The 21,050-nt window shown below is 69.9% G+C and carries 24 protein-coding genes and 1 tRNA gene; 18 read left to right on the top strand and 7 right to left on the bottom strand.

Going from position 1 to position 21,050, the window contains the following annotated elements; all coding sequences use genetic code 11:
* The 3 genes from ACLFOB_RS08150 to ACLFOB_RS08140 all read right to left on the bottom strand — a co-directional run.
* On the bottom strand, nt 1-686 hold a 686-nt coding region (locus tag ACLFOB_RS08150), incomplete at its 3' end, for an ABC transporter permease (RefSeq protein ID WP_410925750.1).
* A 172-nt stretch (nt 687-858) separates the two neighbouring features.
* Nucleotides 859-1,548: an NAD-dependent deacylase gene (locus ACLFOB_RS08145; protein WP_410925749.1), complete on the bottom strand. Its 690-nt coding sequence runs from the start codon at nt 1,546-1,548 to the stop codon at nt 859-861.
* Nucleotides 1,549-1,553: 5 nt separating this feature from the next.
* Nucleotides 1,554-1,739, bottom strand: coding sequence for a CTP synthetase (locus ACLFOB_RS08140; RefSeq protein WP_410917342.1), 186 nt, complete (start codon nt 1,737-1,739; stop codon nt 1,554-1,556).
* A gap of 180 nt (nt 1,740-1,919) precedes the next feature.
* On the opposite strand from ACLFOB_RS08140, the gene ACLFOB_RS08135 reads away from it, so the two are divergent.
* From ACLFOB_RS08135 to ACLFOB_RS08120, 4 genes are all read left to right on the top strand, one after another.
* A complete protein-coding gene (locus tag ACLFOB_RS08135; protein ID WP_410917343.1) occupies nt 1,920-2,234 on the top strand; it encodes an HPF/RaiA family ribosome-associated protein in 315 nt (104 codons plus the stop codon).
* A gap of 50 nt (nt 2,235-2,284) precedes the next feature.
* Entirely contained in the window at nt 2,285-2,683 is a 399-nt protein-coding gene (locus tag ACLFOB_RS08130) for a DUF2177 family protein (RefSeq protein WP_410925748.1), read from the top strand.
* Between the two features lie 45 nt (nt 2,684-2,728).
* Nucleotides 2,729-3,031, top strand: coding sequence for a hypothetical protein (locus tag ACLFOB_RS08125; protein ID WP_410925747.1), 303 nt, complete (start codon nt 2,729-2,731; stop codon nt 3,029-3,031).
* 441 nt (nt 3,032-3,472) lie between these two features.
* Nucleotides 3,473-4,267: an inositol monophosphatase family protein gene (locus ACLFOB_RS08120; protein WP_410925746.1), complete on the top strand. Its 795-nt coding sequence runs from the start codon at nt 3,473-3,475 to the stop codon at nt 4,265-4,267.
* 108 nt (nt 4,268-4,375) lie between these two features.
* Here ACLFOB_RS08120 and ACLFOB_RS08115 read toward each other — a convergent pair whose 3' ends face one another.
* Together ACLFOB_RS08115 and putA are read right to left on the bottom strand one after the other, a co-directional pair.
* A complete protein-coding gene (locus ACLFOB_RS08115) occupies nt 4,376-5,128 on the bottom strand; it encodes a rhomboid family intramembrane serine protease (protein WP_410925745.1) in 753 nt (250 codons plus the stop codon).
* Nucleotides 5,129-5,392: 264 nt separating this feature from the next.
* A complete protein-coding gene (putA, locus tag ACLFOB_RS08110; protein ID WP_410925744.1) occupies nt 5,393-8,827 on the bottom strand; it encodes a bifunctional proline dehydrogenase/L-glutamate gamma-semialdehyde dehydrogenase PutA in 3,435 nt (1,144 codons plus the stop codon).
* Nucleotides 8,828-8,927: 100 nt separating this feature from the next.
* Here putA and ACLFOB_RS08105 point away from each other — a divergent pair, with 100 nt between their 5' ends.
* The 4 genes from ACLFOB_RS08105 to ACLFOB_RS08090 all read left to right on the top strand — a co-directional run bounded on the left by ACLFOB_RS08105 (nt 8,928) and on the right by ACLFOB_RS08090 (nt 10,182).
* On the top strand, nt 8,928-9,410 hold the full coding sequence (locus ACLFOB_RS08105) for an Lrp/AsnC family transcriptional regulator (RefSeq protein WP_410925743.1): 483 nt from the start codon (nt 8,928-8,930) through the stop codon (nt 9,408-9,410).
* Nucleotides 9,400-9,681: a hypothetical protein gene (locus ACLFOB_RS08100; RefSeq protein WP_410925742.1), complete on the top strand. Its 282-nt coding sequence runs from the start codon at nt 9,400-9,402 to the stop codon at nt 9,679-9,681. The genes ACLFOB_RS08105 and ACLFOB_RS08100 overlap by 11 nt, the downstream gene beginning before the upstream one ends.
* Nucleotides 9,682-9,719: 38 nt before the next feature.
* Nucleotides 9,720-9,805, top strand: a tRNA-Leu gene (locus tag ACLFOB_RS08095).
* Between the two features lie 131 nt (nt 9,806-9,936).
* A complete protein-coding gene (locus tag ACLFOB_RS08090) occupies nt 9,937-10,182 on the top strand; it encodes a sulfatase-like hydrolase/transferase (protein ID WP_410925741.1) in 246 nt (81 codons plus the stop codon).
* A 3-nt stretch (nt 10,183-10,185) separates the two neighbouring features.
* Here the strand turns inward: ACLFOB_RS08090 and irrA are convergent, their stop codons facing one another.
* Entirely contained in the window at nt 10,186-10,602 is a 417-nt protein-coding gene (gene irrA, locus ACLFOB_RS08085; RefSeq protein ID WP_410915844.1) for an iron response transcriptional regulator IrrA, read from the bottom strand.
* 190 nt (nt 10,603-10,792) lie between these two features.
* Between irrA and fabA the strand changes: the two genes are divergently transcribed.
* From fabA to ACLFOB_RS08070, 3 genes are read left to right on the top strand one after another with little or no spacing between them, the layout of a single operon-like run.
* Nucleotides 10,793-11,305, top strand: coding sequence for a bifunctional 3-hydroxydecanoyl-ACP dehydratase/trans-2-decenoyl-ACP isomerase (gene fabA / locus ACLFOB_RS08080; protein ID WP_410915848.1), 513 nt, complete (start codon nt 10,793-10,795; stop codon nt 11,303-11,305).
* 22 nt (nt 11,306-11,327) lie between these two features.
* Nucleotides 11,328-12,557: a beta-ketoacyl-ACP synthase I gene (gene fabB / locus ACLFOB_RS08075; protein WP_410925740.1), complete on the top strand. Its 1,230-nt coding sequence runs from the start codon at nt 11,328-11,330 to the stop codon at nt 12,555-12,557.
* A 10-nt stretch (nt 12,558-12,567) separates the two neighbouring features.
* Nucleotides 12,568-13,359 carry an enoyl-ACP reductase gene (locus tag ACLFOB_RS08070; protein ID WP_410925739.1) on the top strand — a complete coding sequence of 264 codons (792 nt, stop codon included), beginning with the start codon at nt 12,568-12,570 and terminating at the stop codon, nt 13,357-13,359.
* Between the two features lie 118 nt (nt 13,360-13,477).
* On the opposite strand, the gene ACLFOB_RS08065 is transcribed toward ACLFOB_RS08070, so the two are convergent.
* Complete coding sequence (locus tag ACLFOB_RS08065; protein WP_410915841.1) at nt 13,478-14,347, bottom strand: hypothetical protein; 870 nt, start codon at nt 14,345-14,347, stop codon at nt 13,478-13,480.
* A 98-nt stretch (nt 14,348-14,445) separates the two neighbouring features.
* Here ACLFOB_RS08065 and miaB point away from each other — a divergent pair, with 98 nt between their 5' ends.
* From miaB to lnt, 7 genes are all read left to right on the top strand, one after another.
* The gene (gene miaB / locus ACLFOB_RS08060; protein WP_410915840.1) at nt 14,446-15,771 is read left to right on the top strand and encodes a tRNA (N6-isopentenyl adenosine(37)-C2)-methylthiotransferase MiaB; all 1,326 of its coding nucleotides are present in this window, start codon (nt 14,446-14,448) and stop codon (nt 15,769-15,771) included.
* Nucleotides 15,772-16,400: 629 nt separating this feature from the next.
* Entirely contained in the window at nt 16,401-17,003 is a 603-nt protein-coding gene (locus ACLFOB_RS08055; RefSeq protein ID WP_410915839.1) for an OmpA family protein, read from the top strand.
* An 11-nt stretch (nt 17,004-17,014) separates the two neighbouring features.
* Complete coding sequence (locus ACLFOB_RS08050) at nt 17,015-17,311, top strand: hypothetical protein (RefSeq protein WP_410915838.1); 297 nt, start codon at nt 17,015-17,017, stop codon at nt 17,309-17,311.
* 133 nt (nt 17,312-17,444) lie between these two features.
* A complete protein-coding gene (locus ACLFOB_RS08045; protein ID WP_410915837.1) occupies nt 17,445-18,410 on the top strand; it encodes a PhoH family protein in 966 nt (321 codons plus the stop codon).
* Between the two features lie 18 nt (nt 18,411-18,428).
* A complete protein-coding gene (ybeY, locus tag ACLFOB_RS08040) occupies nt 18,429-18,914 on the top strand; it encodes an rRNA maturation RNase YbeY (RefSeq protein ID WP_410915836.1) in 486 nt (161 codons plus the stop codon).
* A gap of 39 nt (nt 18,915-18,953) precedes the next feature.
* Entirely contained in the window at nt 18,954-19,847 is an 894-nt protein-coding gene (locus ACLFOB_RS08035) for a hemolysin family protein (RefSeq protein ID WP_410915835.1), read from the top strand.
* Nucleotides 19,840-21,050: apolipoprotein N-acyltransferase (gene lnt / locus ACLFOB_RS08030; RefSeq protein ID WP_410925738.1), on the top strand; the 1,211-nt coding region annotated here is incomplete at its 3' end. The genes ACLFOB_RS08035 and lnt, both read left to right, overlap by 8 nt.

Here is a 21,050-nt window from a genome sequence, read left to right as displayed (position 1 = left end):
CGCCCCGCGACGATGATCGCGGTCAGCAGGATGCCCAGCTCGCGCAGGATCGAGATGGCGATCAGGTCGACGACGAAGACCTCGGCGCCGAACTGCTGCAGTTGCGCGGCCCCCTGGAAGGCCAGCACCACGCCGATCAGGAAGGCCATCAGCGCCACGATGGGCACCGCCTGAAGCCCGACCGCCTCGCAGTGATGCAGAAGCGCGGTCAGCCGGAACTCGCGCGGGCGGGCGAAGGCGCCGAAGAGCCGCGCGACGAAGAGGCCGAGCACGCCGAGAAAGCCCAGGAACTCCTTGCCGCCGCCTGCCACGGTCTCGCCCAGCCGGGCGAGCGCAGCGGTCAGGCCGCGTGGCGGCGCGGGTTCCTCCTGTGGCTCGGGCAGGCCATCGCGCACGGTGTCGAGGATCTGCGCGACCACGCCCTCAGCCCCCTCGATGCGCACCTCCGCACCGCCGGCCTCAAGCCGCCGCTGCGTGCGCAGCAGCGCCCAGGCGATGCTGGTGTCGATGCGCTGCGCCCCGGCGAGGTCGAAGGTCGCCGCGCCGCGCGCCGCGATGCCGGCAAGCCTTGTCTCGACCTGCGGCAGATCGTGCAGCCCGAGCACCCCCTCCAGCACGGCGCGCGTGCCGCCCGCCTCTTCGGCCAGCGTCAGCCTTCCTGTCGCCCCCTTGTCCGAGCCGTCCATCGAGCCGCACCCCCTGTGCCGCGTCGCGCGCCGGTGCGCTCATCGGTCCCTGCCGGTCCCTCTTCGCGAAGAGCGCCCGCACGGGCGCGATGAGCTCTGTCCGCCGTGCAGATGGGCTTTCTTCGCATGAAGCGCGGGGGCTGGAAAGCGCGACGCGGCATGTCTGCCCGTTTCAGAGGGCCAGCATCTCCGCGACCCATTCCGGCACGATCCGGGTCGCCGGCCCCTGCCGGGCCTCGTCGAAGAGCCGGCTGCCCCGCGAGGCCTCCAGATTGAGTTCCAGGGTGCGCACGCCCTGCGCCGCCGCTTCCTCGACGAAGCCCGCGGCCGGATAGACCTCTCCGGAGGTGCCGATCGAGACAAAGAGGTCGGCTTGCCCCAGCGCCATCAGGATCTCGTCCATCCGGTAGGGCATCTCGCCGAACCACACGACATCGGGCCGCGTGGCCGGCGCGCCGCAGGAAGGGCAGGGATCGGCCGGCGCCATCGTCCCGGGCGCGGGCCAGCGGTGATCGCAGATCGCGCAGAGCGCGCCGTCCAGCCGCCCGTGCATGTGGATCACGTTGCGCGCGCCCGCCGCCTCGTGCAGCGCGTCCACGTTCTGCGTGACGATCAGCACCTGACCGTCAAGCCCGGCCTCGAGCCGCGCGAGCGCGGCATGGGCGGCGTTGGGCCGCGCGGCCGCGGCCTGCGCGCGCCGCGCGTTGTAGAATTCCAGCACCCGGGCCGGGTCGCGCGCCCAGCCCTGCGGCGTCGCCACCTCCTCGAGCGGGTAGCGCGTCCAGAGGCCGTCCTCGTCGCGAAAGGTGCCCAGCCCCGACTCCGCGCTGATCCCCGCCCCTGTCAGGATCACCACCCGCACGCGCGTCAGCCCTCCTCGTAAAGCTGGCGCGCGATGATCCAGCTGACCGGGAAGCCGCCGACGAACCCGACAAGCGCCGCGATCACGATCGGCCACAGCGTGCCGTAGCCCGCCACCAGCACCGCGATCACCGCGCTGCCGGCGAGCGTCGCGCCGATGAAGATGTGCAGGACAAGGGCCAGCTTGAACATGGAACGTCTCCGGTCTGACAGGCATTTCCGGAGACGACCCTTGCATCGCGACGCGCAACGGGCCTTGATCCATGTCAGGGAGCGCGCCGCGCGGATGGGCCATCTGGAGGGCGGAAGATCGACCGTGCGCGATGTCACAGCCGTACGGGCGCGGGACGGTGATCGAAACGAGGAGCACCCATGCATATCGAAGTCAGGACCGACAATCACATCAACGGCGACGAACGGCTTCAGGAGGTGGTCGAGCAGCTGGTGCGCAACGCGCTCGCCCAGTTCGAGAGCCGCCTCTCCGCCGTCGAGGTGCACCTGAAGGATCTCAACGCCGACAAGGGCGGCGTGGACATCCGCGCCTCGGTCGAGGCGCGTCCCGAGGGGCTGCGCCCCTTCGGCGCACAGCACGACGACACGACGATCGAGGCGGCGGTCCGCGGTGCCGCCCGCAAGATGCGCAACCGGCTCGACCACGAATTCGGCAAGCTTTCCGAGAAGCGCTGACCGATCCGCGAGGGCGTCTTCCGCGTAAACCCATAGACAAGGAGGCGCCCATGCAGATCGTCCTGCTCTACCTCGTCACCGCGGCGGTATTCCTGATCCTCGACGCGGTGATGCTGAACCTGTTCATGAAGCCGCTCTTCGAGGCGCGGATCGGCGGCATCATGGCCGAGAACCTGCGCCTGGGCGCTGCCGCGGTCTTCTACCTCGCCTATGTCGGCGCGTTGCTCTACCTCGTGTCGCTGCCCGCGCTGCGCGCAGGCGATCCGGCGCAGGCCCTGGTTGCCGGGGCGGTGCTGGGTTTCGCCGCCTATGGCACCTACGAGTTCACCAGCTACGCGATCCTGCGCGACTGGCACTGGAGCATGGTGGCCGCCGACGTGACATGGGGCACCGCGCTGACTGCCGTCTCGGCCTGGGCGGGGGTGGCCGCGCTTCGCGCCTTCGGCTGACGGCGGAGCGTGGACAGCGCCCCCGGGGTCTGTTACAAAAAGTTCATGCAACTGTCACATGCCCTGGCGCCCGCGGCCCTGGTGCTGTGTCTTGCGGGACCGGCAACCGCCGCCTCTCCCATCGCGGAGGTGCTCTGCGAGCCGACCGAGCGGATGCACGCGAAGCTCTCGCAGCAGTTCGGCGAACGGCGCACGGCCACGGGCTTGCGCGGACCCGAAGAGGTCATGGAGGTCTGGACCGACGCACGCGGCGACTGGACGCTGGTGGTGCGCTACGCGCATGGCCTCTCCTGCATCGTGGCGATGGGCGAGCACTGGCAGGCCGAGGCGCGCGCCGATCGCGGCTGAACCACCGACTGGCAGACCTCTGCCATCCCGCAGCCTGACGACTGGTCAGCCACGGGGAGCACGGCAGTACATGCGCGCCCCGGGCGGAGCAGCCGCGCCGATCGCCGCGGCTGCAGCGGCCTCGCGTGTCGCGGACAGTTCGATGGGCGACCGGTCTCCCGCGCCCGGGCGGCCGGTCTACGCACGGCGGAGCGCAATCTCTGCCCGGGCGACCGCGTGCCGGTGCTGGCCGGCGACGCGATCCGCTGCGGCACGCCCACCGCGCCGGGCTGCGGCACGATGACCGCGGCCGCGCGGCACCACGCTCCTGCGTCGCGCCGCCGGCGAGTCACGGGCGCGAGGGGCGCGGTCCGGGACTGACTCGTCGCGTCCGCCGCCCGCCCTTGGCATCGCCCGGCACCGCGCGTATACGCGCGCCCTGATCCAAGCGGGAGCCGGGCCATGCAGGGCAGCGCCAACCTCAACATCATGATCAAGGCCGCGCGCCGCGCCGGGCGGTCGCTGGTCAAGGATTTCCGCGAGGTCGAGAATCTGCAGGTCACCGCCAAGGGTGCGGGCGACTTCGTCAGCCGCGCCGACATCGCCGCCGAGCGCATCCTCAAGGAGGAACTGCTGGGCGCGCGCCCCAACTACGGCTGGCTCGCCGAGGAAGAGGGCGCCGAGACCGAAGGCGCCGATCCCACCCGCCGCTGGATCGTCGATCCGCTCGACGGAACGACCAATTTCCTGCACGGCCTGCCGCACTGGGCGATCTCCATCGCGCTCGAGCACAAGGGGCAGATCGTGGCCGCGGTGGTCTTCGACCCCGCCAAGGACGAGCTCTTTCACGCCGAGAAGGGGCAGGGCTGCTGGATGAACGACACGCGGCGGATGCGCGTCTCGGGCCGCGCGCAGATGGCGCAGGCGATCTTCGCCACCGGCGTGCCCTTTGGCGCCAGGCGCACGCTGCCCGCCACGCTGCAGGATCTCGCGCGGCTGATGCCGGAATGCGCGGGCGTGCGCCGCTGGGGCGCCGCCGCGCTCGACCTCGCCTATGTCGCCGCCGGCCGCTACGACGGCTACTGGGAGCGCGAACTGCAGATCTGGGACCTCGCCGCCGGCAGCCTTCTGGTGACCGAGGCGGGCGGTCTCGTGGGCCCGATCCGCGAGGGCACGGACGCGCTGGCGCGGGGCGAGATGATCGCCGCCAACGGCGCGCTCTACGACCGCCTCGCCTCGATCATCCGCAACGCCTGAACGCCTGGCCGCCCGGGGTCTTCCTCTTGCCGGAAATACCCTCGGGGGGTGAGGTCCGTCAGGGCCGAGGGGGGCAGACAGCCCCCCTTGGCGGCCTCTCGGTCCGCCTCAGCGGTTGCGCCGGCGCCCGGCGGCGGGCACGCGCGAGGCGCGCCAGCGATAGCGCGCCTCGGGGTGCGGCGGCTCGCCATGGGTGCGCTGCCAGTAGCCCGGCCCGCCGCGCCGCAGCCAGAGCGGCAGGGTCAGCAGGAGCCCGGCGAAGAAGCCCCCCGAATGCGCCCAGTAGGCGACGCCGCCCGCGTCCGGGTCCGCGCCCACGCCGCTGAAGAGCTGGATGGCCAGCCACACGCCCAGCATCAGCCAGGCGGGCACCGGCAGCACCTTGAAGATGATCACCAGGATGATCAGCACGTCGACCCGCGCGCGCGGGAACATCAGCAGATAGCCCCCCATCACCCCCGCGATCGCGCCCGAGGCGCCCACCATCGGCACCTGCGAGAAGGGCGCCGAGACCGTCTGCGCCAGCGCCGCACCGATTCCGGCGGCAAGGTAGAAGGCAAGGAAGCCGCCATGTCCCATCTCGTCTTCCATGTTGTCGCCGAAGATGAAGAGAAACAGCATGTTGCCGGCAAGGTGCAGCAGCCCGCCGTGCAGGAACATCGACGTGACGAGGGTATGCGGCGCCTCGCCCGAACTCAGCCGCGCGGGCGTCATCGCCCAGTCGTAAAAGAACCAGCCGAGCGCGCGCTCATCGGCAAAGAGACCGCTGTAGCCGAGGAATATCAGCACGTTGGCCACGATCAGGCCGTAGGTGACATAGGGCGTCCGCCCCGAGGGGTTGTGATCGCGGATCGGGAACATGACAGGCAAGCTGTGGGCTTGCCCGCGGACAGTCAAGCGCGCGCCTCGCCGCGCCCTGATAGACTGCGGCGCGATCGACTGCGCCTCGGTCCCCTGCGCCCCGGTCCGCTGCGGTCCCTCGTCGCGCAGGACCCGATACCGGCCAGCCCGCCGGACCGCGCCGGACCCGGTCGCCCCGGCGTATCGGGCGTGTCGCGGCGGTCACGTCCCGGGCCGCGCCGTCACACGCGAGAAGCGGCCGCAAGGGCGCGCCGAGCGGTCCCTTCAGCCTGCCCCGGCCAGCAGTGCTGCATTGCCGCCCGCCGCTGTGGTGTCCACGCAGAGGTGGCGCTCGGTCAGCACATGCGCCGGATCCGGCCGGCCGGTCACCAGCGGCACGAGCGGCCCCTCGCGCGCGGCCAATGCGCGGTCGAGCGCGCGGGCGGTCTCCGCGTCGCCCCACCAGAGCGCCAGCGACAGCGGTGCCAGCCGCGTCAGCGCCGCCGGGGCGACGCGCCCCTCGGCCTCCACCGCCACGCCGCCCAGCCTGCGCACCGCCTCCGCCTGCGCGGCGGCGGCCTCCTTGCCGGGACCGAGGCAGAGCACGGGCAGGCGGGGCAGGGTGGACAGTCGGTTCGATTCGCCCGTGGGGCCGGGCAGCGTCTCGGTGCGTCGCGGCGGGTTCCTCGGCGTGGCATCGGTCAGCCGGCGGGCGAGCGCCTCCACGTCCTCGGCGTTCTCCCACCCCGTCCCGGCCTGGGGCGCCTGGGCCCGTGTGAAGCGCGGCAGGTAGTGCGGCCCGCCGGCCTTCGGCCCGGTGCCCGACAGCCCCTCGCCCCCGAAGGGCTGGCTGCCCACGATGGCGCCGATCTGGTTGCGGTTGACGTAGACGTTGCCGGCGCGGATGCGGTCGGCGACGTGCTGCACGCGGTCGTCGATCCGCGTCTGCAGCCCGAAGGTCAGGCCGTAGCCGGTGCCGTTGATCGCGTCGATCACCGCGTCGATCTCTTCGGCGCGGAAGGTGGCGAGGTGCAGCACGGGGCCGAAGACCTCGCGCTCAAGATCGCCGATGCCGGAGACCCGCAGAAGCGCGGGGCCGACGAAACTGCCCTGTCCGGGCGTCTCGAGCTGATGGATCACGCGGCCCTCGGCGCGCGCCTCGGCGATGTAGTCCGCGATGGCGCGCTGCGCCTCCGCGTCGATCACCGGGCTCACGTCGGTCGCCAGCGCCCAGGGGTCGCCCGTCACCAGCGCGTCCATCGCGCCGGTGAGCATCTCGGTGAAACCCTCTGCGATGTCCTCCTGCACGTAGAGACAGCGCAGGGCGGAACAGCGCTGCCCCGCGGACTGGAAGGCGCTATCGACGATCGCCTGCACGGCCTGTTCGGGCAGGGCGGTGGAATCCACGATCATCGCGTTCAGACCGCCGGTCTCGGCGATGAGCGGCGCGCCGGGGGCGAGGTGGTCGGCCATGGCCTGCCGGATGCGGCGCGCGGTGTCGGTGCCGCCGGTGAAGGCCACGCCATCGGTGCGCGGGTCGGAGGTCAGCGCCGCGCCCATGTCCCCCGCGCCGGGCAGGAGTTGCAGTGCCGCGCGCGGCACGCCCGCCTCGTGGAAGAGGCGCACGGCGCGGTGGGCGATCAGCGGCGATTGCTCGGCAGGCTTGGCGAGCACCGCGTTGCCCACGGCCAGCGCGGCGGCGACCTGCCCGGTGAAGATCGCGAGCGGGAAGTTCCACGGCGAGATGCAGGCGAAGCGGCCCACCGGTTCGCCTTCGGGCGCATGGGCGGCATAGTAGCGCAGGAAATCCGCCGCCTCGCGCAGTTCGGCCACCGCATCGCGCACCATCTTGCCCGCCTCGCGGGCGCAGAGGGCGAAGAGTTCGCCGTAGTGTTCTTCGTAAAGATCGGCCACCCGGCGCAGCACCTCGGCCCGTTCGTCGGCCGGCGCGTCCCAGGTCGATGCCGCGTCCAGCGCGGCGTCCACGTCCCCCTCGCTCGCCCAGGCGACGCGGCCCACGAGGTCGCCGGGATCGGCCGGGTTGCGCATCTCCTGCACGGGCTCGGGCTGTGCCTCGACGGCCAGCAGTGGCCCCGCCTCCCAGACGTGGCCACGCCACGGATCGCGCGCGCGGTCCATCGCGGCGAGCGTCGGGGGATGCGCGAGGTCGAAGCCCTTCGAGTTCGCGCGTTCGGGCAGGAAGATCTCCGGCCCGGTGGGTATCTGCGGGCGCGCCTCCGCCAGTGCGACGAAGGGATCCTGCGCCACCTGCTCGGGCGGCACCTCCTCGTCCACGATCTGGTTGACGAAGCTTGAGTTGGCGCCGTTCTCCAGCAGCCGCCGCACCAGATAGGCCAGAAGATCGCGGTGCGCGCCCACGGGGGCGTAGATGCGGCAGCGGGTGCCCTCGCGCGCGCGCACCAGCTCATGCAGCGTCTCGCCCATGCCATGCAGGCGCTGGAACTCGAAGGCGTCGCGGTCTTGGCCCATGTCGAGGATCGCCGCCACCGTATGCGCGTTGTGCGTGGCGAACTGCGGATAGAGCCGGTCGGTCATGCCAAGGAGCTTCCGCGCGCAGGCAAGGTAGGAGACGTCCGTCGCGGGCTTTGCCGTGAAGACGGGGAAGCCGTCCACGCCGGCCACCTGCGCGCGCTTGATCTCGGTGTCCCAGTAGGCGCCCTTCACCAGCCGCACCATGAAGCGCCGGCCCAGCCGCTCGGCCAGATCGTGCAGCCAGTCGATCACCGGGCCGGCGCGCTGGCCGTAGGCCTGGACCACCACGCCGAAGCCGTCCCAGCCGGCGAGCGCGTCATCCGACAGAACCCGCTCCATCACGTCGAGCGAGAGCGACAGGCGGTCTGCCTCCTCCGCATCGACGTTGAGCCCGATGCCGGCGGCCTTCGCCTGTTTCGCAAGCGACAGCAGGCGCGGCGCCACCTCTGCCATCACGCGGGCGCGCTGCGCCTCCTCGTAGCGGGGCGAAAGCGCCGAGAGCTTGACCGAGATGCCGGGGTTGTCGCGAACGTCGGCGGATGTGGCCGCCGTGCCGATCGCGTCGATGGCGGCGGCGTAGGCGTCGAAGTAACGCCGCGCGTCGGCGTCGGTGCGCGCGGCCTCGCCCAGCATGTCGTAGGAATAGCTGTAGCCCCTGGCCTCCTGCGCGGCGGCGCGTTTCATCGCGCTCTCGATGCTCTCGCCCAGCACGAACTGGCGCCCCATCTCGCGCATGGCGCGGCCGACGGCGGTGCGGATCACCGGCTCGCCCAGCCGCTTGACCGCGCCGCGCAGGGCGGCCACCGGCCCCGGCGCCCGATCCTCGCGCAGCACGCGGCCCGTCAGCAGCAGCGCCCAGGTCGAGGCGTTCACCAGCGGCGAGGTCGAGTGTCCCATGTGCCGGCCCCAGTCCGATGGCGCGATCTTGTCCTCGATGAGCGCGTCGATGGTCTCGGCGTCCGGCACGCGCAGCAGCGCCTCGGCAAGGCACATCAGCGCGATGCCCTCGTCCGTCGAAAGGCCGTATTCGGCGAGAAAGACCTCCATCAGCCCGGGCCGCGTGGTGCCGCGGATGTCGCGGACCAGACCGGCGGCGGCCTGCGAAATCCGCCTGCGATCCTCTGGCGCGAAGGCGGCCTCGCGGCTCAGTCGGGCCAGAACCTCGTCTTCATCGGCATAGGTCGCCGCGTCGATGGCAGTGCGCAGATCGGCTGTGTCGCGGGGCATGGGGCACCTCCTGTCAGATTGTCGAGTATACTGGCATGACGGCAGGCAGTTTTCCTGATAGAGTCGCCTTTGCGGGCGAAATGGCGGATTTTGGAAAGAAATGCAGGACGAACGGGCATCAGGTGACCTTGACGGTTTCGACCGCGCGATTCTGGACGAACTCGCCCGCGACGGGCGGATCAGCGTGACCGAACTCGCCCGCCGCGTCGGCTTGTCAAAATCGCCGGTGCAGGCCCGGCTGAAGCGGCTGGAACAGACGGGCGTGATCCGCGGCTACCGCGCGATCCTCGATCCCATCCGGCTGGGGCGCGAGCATGTGGCCTTCGTCGAGGTCAAGCTCACCGACACCCGCGAGGCGGCGCTCGAGGCCTTCAACGCCGCCGTCGCAGCGGTGCCGGAGATCGAGGAGGCGCATCTGATCGCAGGCAGCTTCGACTACCTTCTCAAGGTGCGCACGCCCGACATGCGCGCCTATCGCGCCGTGCTCGCAGAGCGCATCTCGACCCTGCCCCATGTCGCCAACACCTCGACCTACGTCGCGATGCAGGCGGTGAAGGAGAGCGGGCCGATGGATGCCGGCTGACGCGCATCCGGCGCGGGCAGGGCGGGGATCATGGCTCCGCGCATGTGCTCATCCCCTTACCCCGATCGCCAGCCCCGCGCTGGCCGGCTGGCGGCCGCCGCCCGATCATTCCGAGGCGCTGCCGGCGCTCTGCGACAGGGTGCAGGCCACCCCCGCCCCGGCCACCGCACAGCCGCTCGACGAGGGGGCGTGGGAACTTTGCACCGACGCGCCCGACAAGGCCGCGCAGGCGGTGCTGTCGCTGACCGCGCCGGGGGGCCTGGAACTCTGACTTTCGTTGCCCGGAAGCCGGCGCTAAGCTCGCCCATGGCCCGCGTGGTGGAACGGTAGACACAGGGGACTTAAAATCCCCAGGCCGAAAGGTCGTGCGAGTTCGAATCTCGCCGCGGGCACCAGCAGTCCTGCCCTGTCGAACGCGCGGCGAACCGCGTCGGCGATTCAAGCCGGTTGGCGAGAATGGTCGCCGGATCCCGCCCATCCTCCCGGCGACGGCCGGCATCGCGGTGCCGCGAACGGAGAGAGACGTTTGGCGCGCACCAAACTCTTCGTCATGTATCACCAACTGCGGTTCGACGACCTGGGATGTTACGGCCACACGCATCCGAAGACGCCGAACCTCGACCGCGTGGCGGCTACGGAGGCGCGCTTCACCGAGACCCGACTGCAGTCGCCCGTCTGCGGCTCGTCGCGCAGGTCGACCGGCACGGGGCGCGACCTCCACTCCCGGGGTGCTGCCAGCAAAAGCTCTCCGCTGCAGGCGGGCGGGACCTGACCCTCAGCGCCGACGCAGGCGGATGACCACGTCGACCTTGGTGATTTCCGCGCCTTTCGGGGCGGAGGGCAGGCGCGTGATCTCGAGCTCGTCGGCCGGTGCGTCGGTGAGCCGGCTGTCGTCTTCCCAGAAGAAATGCGGATGATCGTGGGTGTTGGTGTCGAAGTAGCTCTTCGACCCGTCCACGGTGATTTCCTTCATCAGTCCGGCGTCGCAGAAGGCGCGCAGCGTGTTGTAGACCGTCGCCAGCGATACTTTCTCGCCGCTGCGCTGCACCGCTGCGAACAGGCTTTCCGCCGTCACGTGCCGATTGTGGCCGTCCCCCACCAGCAGTGCCGCCAGCGTCAGCCGCTGCCGCGTCGGCCGCAGCCCCGCACCGTCCAGCCAAGCGGCTCCGCGATCCATCGCACCGGGCGTCATCAACCCTCGCCTCCGTTCCATGCAGTATAGCATAAAGCGCGAAAGCCGCGGGTTTCAACGGGAAACCCAAGGCGTCTAGGGACGTTTCATGCACCGCGCACGGACTTGCAGGACCCTTCGGCCCGGTGATAGGGGATTTCGCGTCATGCAGACCACGACCAAGCAGACCACGACCAAGGAGCGCGCCCGGATGGCGGACTATCCCACCAGCTTCGACAAGGAGGGTCTGCTGCAATGCGCGCGGGGCGAGCTTTTCGGCCCCGGAAACGCGCAGCTTCCCGAACCCCCGATGCTGATGATGGATCGCATCACGGAGGTGAGCGGCGACGGCGGTGCGCATGGCAAGGGCCATGTGATCGCCGAACTCGACATCCATCCCGACCTGTGGTTCTTCGCCTGCCATTTCCCGGGCAATCCGGTGATGCCCGGATGTCTCATGCTGGACGGGCTCTGGCAGCTTACCGGCTTCAACCTTGGCTGGCGCGGCTGGCAGGGGCAGGGCTTCGCGCTGGGCGCAGGTGAGGTGAAGCTCACCGGCATGATCCGCCCCGACCGCAGGCTGGTGCGCTATTTCGTGGATTTCACGCGCGTGATCGAGCGGCGTCTGAAGATGGGGGTCGCCAACGGCCGCGTGGAAGCGGACGGAGAGACCGTCTGCGAGGTCAGGGACATGAAGGTGGGTCTCGCCACCGCCGAAGGCTGAGCCGCCGCAGAGGAGAGCGCCCATGCGCCGCGTTGTCGTCACAGGGCTCGGCATCGTCTCGTCCATCGGGACCGACGCCGCCCAGGTCCTGGAATCGCTCCGCGAGGGGCGCTCCGGCATCACCGCCAACAAGGACATGAAGGCGCACGGCTTCCGCAGCCAGGTGGCCGGCGCGATCGACCTCGACGTGACCGAGCATGTCGACAAGCGCACCCTGCGCTTCATGGGGCCGGGGGCCGCCTACGCCCATATCGCGATGCAACAGGCCATCGCCGACGCGGGGCTTGAGGAGGCCGACGTCGTCAACGAGCGCACCGGCCTTGTCGCGGGCTCGGGCGGGCCGTCGACATCGGCCATGCTGGCGGCGCACCAGACCGTGCTGGACAAGGGCAGCCCGAAGCGCATCGGCCCCTTCGCGGTGCCCAAGTGCATGTCCTCGACGATCAGCGCGAACCTCGCCACCGCCTTCCACATAAAGGGGATCAACTACTCGATCACCTCGGCCTGCTCGACCTCGCTGCACTGCATCGGCAACGCGGCCGAGCAGATCATGATGGGCAAGCAGGACCTGATGTTCGCGGGGGGCGGCGAAGAACTCGACTGGACGCTGTCGTGCCTCTTCGACGCGATGGGCGCGATGAGCGCCAAGTTCAACGACACGCCGGAACGCGCCAGCCGCGCCTTCGACGCGGACCGCGACGGCTTCGTGATCTCGGGCGGGGGCGGGATCGTCGTGCTCGAGGATCTGGAGCGCGCGAAGGCGCGCGGCGCGAGGATCTACGCCGAGGTCACGGGCTACGGCGCCACCTCCGACGGGCACGACATGGTGGCGCCTTCCGGTGAGGGGGGCGAGCGGGCGATGCGCCTCGCGCTCGCCACGCTGCCCGAGGACCGGCGCGTGGGCTACATCAACGCGCACGGCACCTCGACGCCCGTGGGCGACGTGGGCGAGGTGGAGGCGGTGCGCCGCATCTGGGGCGAGGGCAACACGCCGCCCATCAGTTCCACCAAGTCGATGACCGGCCACAGCCAGGGGGCGACCGGCGCGCAGGAGGCGATCTACTGCCTCCTGATGCTGGAGCACGATTTCATCGCGCCCTCGATCAACGTCGAGACCCTCGACCCCGGCATCCGGCCGGGCGAGATCGCGACCGCGCGCGTGGACGGCGCGGGCCTCGACACGGTCATGACCAACAGCTTCGGCTTCGGCGGCACGAACGGCTCGATGCTGCTCAGCAGGTATCAGGGGTAGGGGCGGGCGCATGTCGGATCAGCTTGGGGGCAAGCGTGGCCTCGTGATGGGTGTCGCGAACGATCGCTCGATCGCCTGGGGCATCGCGCGCGCCCTGCACGCCGCCGGGGCCGAGCTTGCCTTCACCTACCAGGGCGAGGCGTTCGGAAAGCGCGTCGGACCGCTGGCCGCCTCGGTGGGGTCGGACCTCCTGCTCGACTGCGACGTGACCGACGACGCGGCGATGGACGCGGCCTTCGCGGCGCTGGCCGCGCGCTGGCCCACGATCGACTTCGTCGTGCACGCCATCGCCTATTCCGAGAAGTCGGAACTGACCGGCCGCTTCATCAACACGACGCGCAACAACTTCAAGCATTCGCTCGACATATCGGCCTATTCCTTCATCGACGTGGCCCGCCGCGCGCAGCCGCTGATGCAGGACAACGGCGGCGCGCTGATCACGCTGACCTACCAGGGGTCGAACAGGGTGGTGCCCAGCTACAACGTGATGGGCGTGGCCAAGGCCGCGCTGGAGGCGGCGACCCGCTACCTTGCCAACGACCTCGGCCCCGAGGGCATCCGCGTCAACGCGATCTCGCCGGGACCGATGAAGACACTGGCGGGCGCGGCCATCGGCGGCGCGCGCCGCACCTACAAGCACACGGGGATGAATGCGCCGCTGCGCGCCAACGCCACGCTGGAGGCGGTGGGTGGCACGGCGGTCTGGCTGGTCTCTGACGCGGGTGCCTGCACGACCGGAGAGATCGTGCATGTCGACGGCGGGTTCCACGTCCTGGGCATGCCGCAGCTGGAGAATCTCTGACCGCGGCTCCAGCCCGCGGGGCCGCGATTGGGTATTTGGGGACCATTGAAAGACTGGCGCGCCGTCTCCTTTCAATGGTCAACAAATACCCATGCGACGGAGCATCCTGGCGCCCCGGTCAGAACCATTGCCCCGGTTCCATCAGCCCCAGGTCCAGGAGCTGGCGCGAGTGCCATTCGAAGGGAACCGAATTGCGCCAGCGGAAGCTCCGAATGTCGTAGCGCGAGCCGGGGTTGGTCCTGAGCGCCTTGGCGGTGCGGAAGGAGACCACCGCAGCGGTCAGGTTGTTGTGCCAGGGGCAGGCATAGGTATTGTATTCCTCGTCGGAAAAGCTGTGATCCTCGCGCAGGCGCAGCCCCGGTTTCGCGCGGAAGATCGAGATGCGGTCGATCTTGCGCCGCTCGGGCGGGACGTGCTCCTCGTGTCGCCAGCGCAGGCCCCCGAAGAAGTCGAGCTGCCGGTCCTTTGGATGGTTGTGATTCTGCGGGTCGGGCCGGGCAAGGGCGTAATAGCCCGAGCGGTCCAGCATCGCGTGGTCCAGCGACACGGCGTTGGGGAAACGGTCTAGGTCCGCGGCATAGAGGTCCACGACATAGGTGAGCATCGCATCGCGCCGCTCCTCGGCATGGAAGGCCAGCATCTCGCCCACGGTGCGCGTCTCGCAGAACGGGTAGAACAGGAACTCTGCGTTGTAGCCGTAGAACAGCCAGATGCCGGTGGCCGCGTCGTTCAGGCGGTTGACGGCCGCCTGCATCGCGTCGTCCGCCCAGGGATCGAAATCCACGCGATGCACCACATCCATCAGGTCCGGGGCCAGCGGGATGTCCTGCGGCATCAGCGCGATCAGCGCCGCGAAGCCCTGCTGCTGGTGGTGGCGCAGGGTGGTGTCCACCTCCACCGCGTCTTCGGCCAGCATGACGGCCACCGGACCGCGCGCCAGCGCCGCCCGCCCCCGTGCCAGAAAGTCGTCAAGTCCCGTGTAGTGCATCGCCTGTCCCGCCCGCGGGCAAGGTCGGCAAAGTGCCGCCACATTGCAAGAGCGCTCCGTTTCGCGTTAGAGACACACGCCGAAAGGGAGCCTCCGCAATGACCGAGCCGCGCAAACTCTACGTTCGCACTTATGGCTGTCAGATGAACGTCTACGACAGCGAGCGCATGGCGGAGGCGCTGGCGCCGCAGGGCTACGTCACCACCGACAACCCCGACGACGCGGACATGATCCTGCTCAACACCTGCCATATCCGCGAGAAGGCGGCGGAAAAGGTCTATTCCGAGCTTGGACGCTTCAAGCCGCTCAAGGCCGCGCGTCCCGATCTGAAGATCGGCGTCGCGGGCTGCGTCGCGCAGGCCGAGGGCGAGGAGATCATGCGCCGGCAGCCGATGGTAGATCTGGTGATCGGGCCGCAGAGCTACCACCGCCTGCCCGCGCTCGAGGCGAAGCTGCGCGAGGGCGGACGGGCAGTAGAGACCGACTATCCCGAAGAGGACAAGTTCGACCATCTGCCGGCACGGCCGAAAGCGCGGCGCGGCCCCACCGCCTTTCTCACCGTGCAGGAGGGCTGCGACAAGTTCTGTGCCTTTTGCGTGGTGCCCTATACCCGCGGTGCTGAGGTGAGCCGCCCGGCGCCGCGCGTGCTGGCGGAGGCGCGCGATCTGGTGGATCGTGGCGTGCGCGAGATCACGCTGCTGGGGCAGAACGTGAATGCCTACCATGGTGCTGGCCCGGACGGCGGCGACTGGTCGCTGGCCCGGCTGATCCGGGCGCTGGCCGAGGTCGAGGGGCTGGAGCGCATCCGCTACACCACCTCGCATCCCAACGACATGGACGACGACCTGATCGCGGCGCACGGCGACTGCGACAAGCTGATGCCCTATCTGCACCTGCCGGTGCAGTCGGGCAGCGACCGAATCCTCAAGCGGATGAACCGCAAGCACACCGCCGAGAGCTACGTCCGCCTGATCGAGCGCATCCGTGCCGCGCGCCCCGACATCCTGATTTCCGGCGATTTCATCGTGGGCTTCCCCGAGGAGACGGAAGAGGATTTTCGCGCCACGCTCGACCTGATCGAGGCGGTGAACTACGGCTACGCCTTCTCGTTCAAGTATTCGCCGCGGCCCGGCACGCCGGCGGCCGAGCGGGCGCCGGTCGACCCCCATGCCGCGCAGGACCGGCTGGAGCGGTTGCAGGCACTGCTCACGCGCCAGCAGCGCGCGGTCCAGGACGCGATGCTGGGGCGCGAGGTCTCGGTCCTCTTCGAGAAGCCGGGGCGCTTTGCCGGCCAGATGGTGGGAAAGTCCGGGTATCTGCACGCGGTTCATGTCGAGGATCCGCGCGCCGCGGCCGGCAGCATCGCCCGGGTCCGGATCACCGAGAGCCATCCGAACTCGCTGTCGGGCGTCCTGGCCGAGTGATGCACAGCCCCATCTTTTGCAACATGTTGCAGAAAGGGGCGTTTCACGATTGCCCACAGCAGGGACCGAGACGCGGCGCAGCTCGGGCGCAGAGGGTCTTCCGTCTGTGCCGTGTGGTGATCCGGAAGCGTTGGAGACCGGTTTTCAGGCGGCCGGACCGGCATGGATCCGGGAGAGCGTGATCTTCGGCTCGTGATCGGCGACCGCAGCGTCCTGCGTCGGAGCCGCGGCCACCGCAACGGTCTTCATCTATCCGCCTCCCGGGGCTGGGACAGTCCGTGCGGTGGCGATTCGGCCCCCTTATCGGTCCGCTTGACGCGGGCATGGGACCGGACGGGGCAATCTCCCGATCATCGCGCGCTTTGTTTCCACAGGCGAAACAATGGGTCCGCGCAGGGTCCATTGCGCCTGGCTGCCGCCATGATCCGGCCCCATTCGCCTGCCTGCCTGCGGGCCAAGGCGCGGCACCGCCTCGTCCTCGGCCCTCGTTAGCGCGCGTGCGCCTGCCTTTTCTCTTCACACATGCCGCGGCTTTGCTAGTGTGTTGACGCGACGGGGGGCGGCGGTGCCGTCCCGCCCGGGCCTGGGGGAATTCGATAAAGAAGGGGACAGTTGCCGTGGCGACAAGAATGGCAGGAAACCTGCGTGCCGCTGCCGCCGGTGCCGCACTGACGCTCGCAAGCGTTCTGGGCGTGGCCGGAGGCGCGCAGGCCGACGAGGAGGCGCGCGTCCAGGCGCCGGTGATCTCGGCGCAGCAGCAGCGCGTGGTGCGGGGCGAACGCTACATACCCGGTGTCTCGATCTCGCCGGACGGCTGCGAGATCTGGGTGATGGACGACGGCGCGGAAGGTTACGCCGTGGCGAACGTGCGCCCGGACGGGACGCCGGTATGCCGTGAGATCAACGTCTGCGGGGTGATGAATTCCGACCAGTTCTTTGCCACGGACAGCCACCATATCAGCCACGCCGGCAAGCAGCGGCTGCGCGAGTTCTTCGAGCAGGCAACCGCCTTCGGCTTCATCATCGTGGGCCACACGGACTCGCGTGCCTCCGATGAATACAACATGCGGCTTTCGCAGCGTCGCGCCAATTCGGTCGCCAGCGTTGCCGCCGCGACGGGCGCGCGGGTGATCGACGTGCGCGGCTACGGCGAGCGCAAGCCGCGCGCGACCAACGCCACCGCCGAGGGCATGGCGCAGAATCGCCGCGTCGAAATCCTGTGCGTGCGCTGAGGGAGGCCGCCATGAAGACAATCAAACTCGCCGTTCTGGCCGCCGCGGCGGCCACCCTGGCCGCCTGTTCGGTCGGCCCCGACAAGTCGCGCGACGGCGGCGTCGACGCCAAGAACCTGTCGGAACTCGAATGGGGCATCTGGGTCGATCCGCAAGGCTGCGACAACTGGATCGCCGACGACGGTGTGGAAGGCTACCTTGCCCGTCGGCTCGACCGCTACGGCAAGCCTGTCTGCTCGGGCGTGGCGCCGCCCAACGTGGCGACGGGCCCCTTCAAGGAAGGCTCGCCGATCCCGGACCTGCTCTGATCCTTCCGGCGATGGAACCCTGCGCGGCCGCCCGGGAACTTTCCGGGCGGCTGCGGCATTTCCGCATGTCCGGTTGCATTGCCCGGAGCCGCTTGGCACGCTGCCAGCAACAGCCCGCCGCGAGGAGAGTTGCGTGAGCACAGGCACCCTGACCGAAGCGCTCATCGAGTTCCCCGACAACCGCCTTCTCATCGACCTTTGCGGCGAACATGACAGGCATCTCGCAGAGATAGAGGCCAAGCTTCACGTCCAGATCATGCGCCGCGGCAACCAGCTTGCCGTGATCGGCGAGGATGCCGCCCGGCAGGAGGCGGTGGACGTGCTCGAATCGCTCTACCAGCGGCTCGAACAGGGCCGCAGCGTCGAGCGTGCCGACATCGACCGGGAACTGCGGGTCGGGCAGGCGCCGGGCGACCAGCTGGAGATGTTCGGCGCGGGCCCCGTCGAGATCAAGACGCGCAAGAAGCTGGTCGAGCCGCGCACCGACGCGCAGCGCGCCTATGTCGCCTCGCTGTTCCGGAGCGAGCTTGCGTTCGGGATCGGGCCTGCGGGCACGGGCAAGACCTATCTCGCGGTCGCCGTGGGCGTGTCGATGTATCTGGCCGGCCGCGTGGACCGCATCGTCCTGTCGCGGCCGGCGGTCGAGGCGGGCGAGCGGCTGGGCTTCCTGCCCGGCGACATGCGCGAAAAGGTCGACCCCTACATGCAGCCGCTCTACGACGCGCTGAACGATTTCCTGCCCGGCAAGCAGGCCGCGCGCCTGATGGAGGAGAAGGCGATCGAGATCGCGCCGCTTGCCTTCATGCGGGGGCGGACGCTGTCGAACGCCTTCGTCGTGCTGGACGAGGCGCAGAACGCCACCTCGATGCAGATGAAGATGTTCCTGACCCGGCTGGGCGAGGGATCGCGCATGGTGATCACCGGCGACCGCAGCCAGGTGGACCTGCCGCGCGGCATCACCTCGGGGCTGGCCGACGCCGAGCGCATCCTGTCGAAGGTGCCGGGCATCGCGTTCAACTACTTCACCGCGAAGGACGTGGTGCGTCACCCGCTCGTCGCCGCGATCATCGAGGCCTACGACAGCGATGCGGCGGGCTGATCCGTCCGCGGCGCGCGCATGACCGTCGATTGCGTGATCGAGGACGCGCGCTGGGCGCGCGCCGATCTGCCGGGGCTGTCCGCGCGTGCCTCGGCGGCGACGCTTGCACACCTCGGACTCGGCCCGGAGGGCTGGGAGATCGTGGTGATGGGCTGCGACGACGCGCGCATCGCGGAGCTCAACGCCGACTTTCGTGGCAGGCCAACGCCGACCAACGTGCTCAGCTGGCCCTCGGCCGAGCGGGGCGCGGCGCAGTCGGGCTTGGCCCCGGCGCCCCCCGACCCGGCCGATCCGGAACTGGGCGATATCGCCATCGCCTACGATACCTGCGCGCGCGAGGCGGAAACCGGCGGAAAACCGCTTGCCGACCACGCGACGCATCTGATCGTTCACGCGGTGTTGCATCTTCTCGGCTACGATCATGAAACCGAAGCCGATGCCGCGCTCATGGAGCGGCTTGAGGTCGAGATCCTTTGCAAACTGGGTCTGACTGACCCATATTGATGACGTGCGGTTGCAAGGCCGCGTTCTGGAACGAGAGAGATGGACGGAAGCGACGGCTCTTCTAGCGCGGCGCATGGCGCGCGGGAAGACACTCCCCAATCGCAGGACGGCGGCCTCTGGCGGCGCCTCCTCGACGTGCTGAGCCCCGCGGCGGACGAGACCGCAGAGGAGGCGCACGACCATGCCAGCGGCACCGCCGCGGACCGGCCTCGGAAACACGGACTCATCAATCTGCGCCGCCTGCGGGTCGAGGACGTGGCGATTCCCAAGGCCGAGATCGTGGCCGTTCCCGACAGCATCGGGCGCGACGATCTGGTGGGCGTGTTCCGCGAAAGCGGGCTGACGCGGCTCCCGGTCTATCGAGGCACGCTCGACACCCCGCGCGGGATGCTGCACCTGAAGGATTTCGCGCTGCGCCACGGGTTCAACGGCGACGGGCAGGATGTCGATCTCGACAGCCTGCTGCGCCCGCTGCTCTACGTCCCGCCCTCGATGCCGATCGGCGTGCTGCTCACGAAGATGCAGACCGAGCGGCGGCACATGGCGCTGGTGATCGACGAATACGGCGGCGTCGACGGTCTGGTCACTATCGAGGATCTGATCGAGCAGGTCATCGGCGAGATCGAGGACGAGCACGACACCGACGAGGACAGCCTCTGGGTGCGCGAAAAGCCGGGCTGCTATCTTGCCCAGGCCCGCACCCCGGTCGAGGAGTTCGAGCAGGTGATCGGGCTCAGCCTGTCGGAGGCCGAAGAGATCGACCCGGACGAGGTGGATACGCTGGGCGGCCTCGTGTTCATGCTGTCGGGCCAGGTGCCCGCGCGCGGCGAGGTCGTGGCGCATCCCGCAGGCGTCGAGTTCGAGGTGGTGGACGCCGATCCGCGGCGGATCAAGCGCCTGCGCGTCCGGGTGCCCGCAACCGCTGATGTCTGATCACGCGGGCGGCGCCCTGGCGGTTGCTGCCCCCCGTCGCGCAGGCGTGTTGCGAGGCGGGGCCGCCCTGGTCGCGGGCGGGATCGGCGCGCTGGGCCTTGCGCCCTTCGACCTCTGGCCGCTCACGCTTGCCGCGCTCGTGGCTCTGGGCGCGCTCTGGCTGGCGGCACCGACGCCGCGCGCGGCGGGCCTTGCCGCCTTCCTCTTCGCCACGGGTCATTTCGGCGTGGCGCTGCACTGGATCGTCGAGCCCTTCTTCGTCGAGCCGGAGCTTTACGGCTGGATGGCGCCCTTCGCGCTTTTCTTCCTGGCCACGGGCCTTGCGCTGTTCTGGGCGCTGGCCGGCTGGGCTGCGGCGCGGTTCCGGCTGGGTCTGGCCGGGTTGGCGGCGGCACTGGCGCTCATGGAACTGGCGCGCGCGCATCTTTTCACGGGCTTTCCCTGGGCGATGCCCGCGCATGTCTGGATCGGCACGCCGGCGATGCAGTGGGCGGCATGGGTCGGGCCGCACGGCCTGTCCCTTGCAACCTTCGCACTGACGCTGCTGCCTGTCGCGCTCTGGGCCTCCGGGCGGCGGATCACCGCTGGCGTGGTGCTGGTCGCCGCGGTGGCGGCCTTGCTGGCCGGGGGTGCCTTGCGCCTTGCCCAGCCGCTGCCCGAGCCGCGCGCCGAGATCGTGCGCCTGATCCAGCCCAACGCGCCGCAGCGCGACAAGTGGGATCCCGAGCATATCCCGGTCTTCTACGCGCGGCAGGTCGGCTTCACGATGGCCAGCCCGCGCCCCGACCTGATCCTGTGGCCCGAGACCGCGCTGCCCGGTCTGCTGGAGCGCGCCGAGGAGCCGCTTGCGCATATCGCCGAGGCGGCGGGCGGCGCGCCGGTCGTCCTGGGCATCCAGCGCAGCGATGCGGCCGGGCGCTACTACAACTCCGCCGTGCTGATCGGCGAGGACGGCGCGGCGCTCGACGTCTACGACAAGCACCATCTCGTGCCCTTCGGCGAATACATGCCCTTTCCCGCCTTCTGGCAGGGGCTTGGGATCACCGGCCTCGCCGCGCGCGCAGAGGTGGGCTACAGCCCCGGCCCGGGGCCACGCACGCTGGACCTCGGGCCGCTCGGCCGCGCGCTGCCGCTGATCTGTTACGAGGCGGTCTTTCCGCAGGACGCCGCGGGCGCGCCGGAACGGCCCCGGATGCTGCTGCA

Origin of the sequence: Rhodosalinus sp., from assembly GCF_046542825.1 — a bacterium.
GTDB lineage: Bacteria > Pseudomonadota > Alphaproteobacteria > Rhodobacterales > Rhodobacteraceae > Rhodosalinus.
This window is presented reverse-complemented; position numbering and strand designations above follow the sequence as displayed.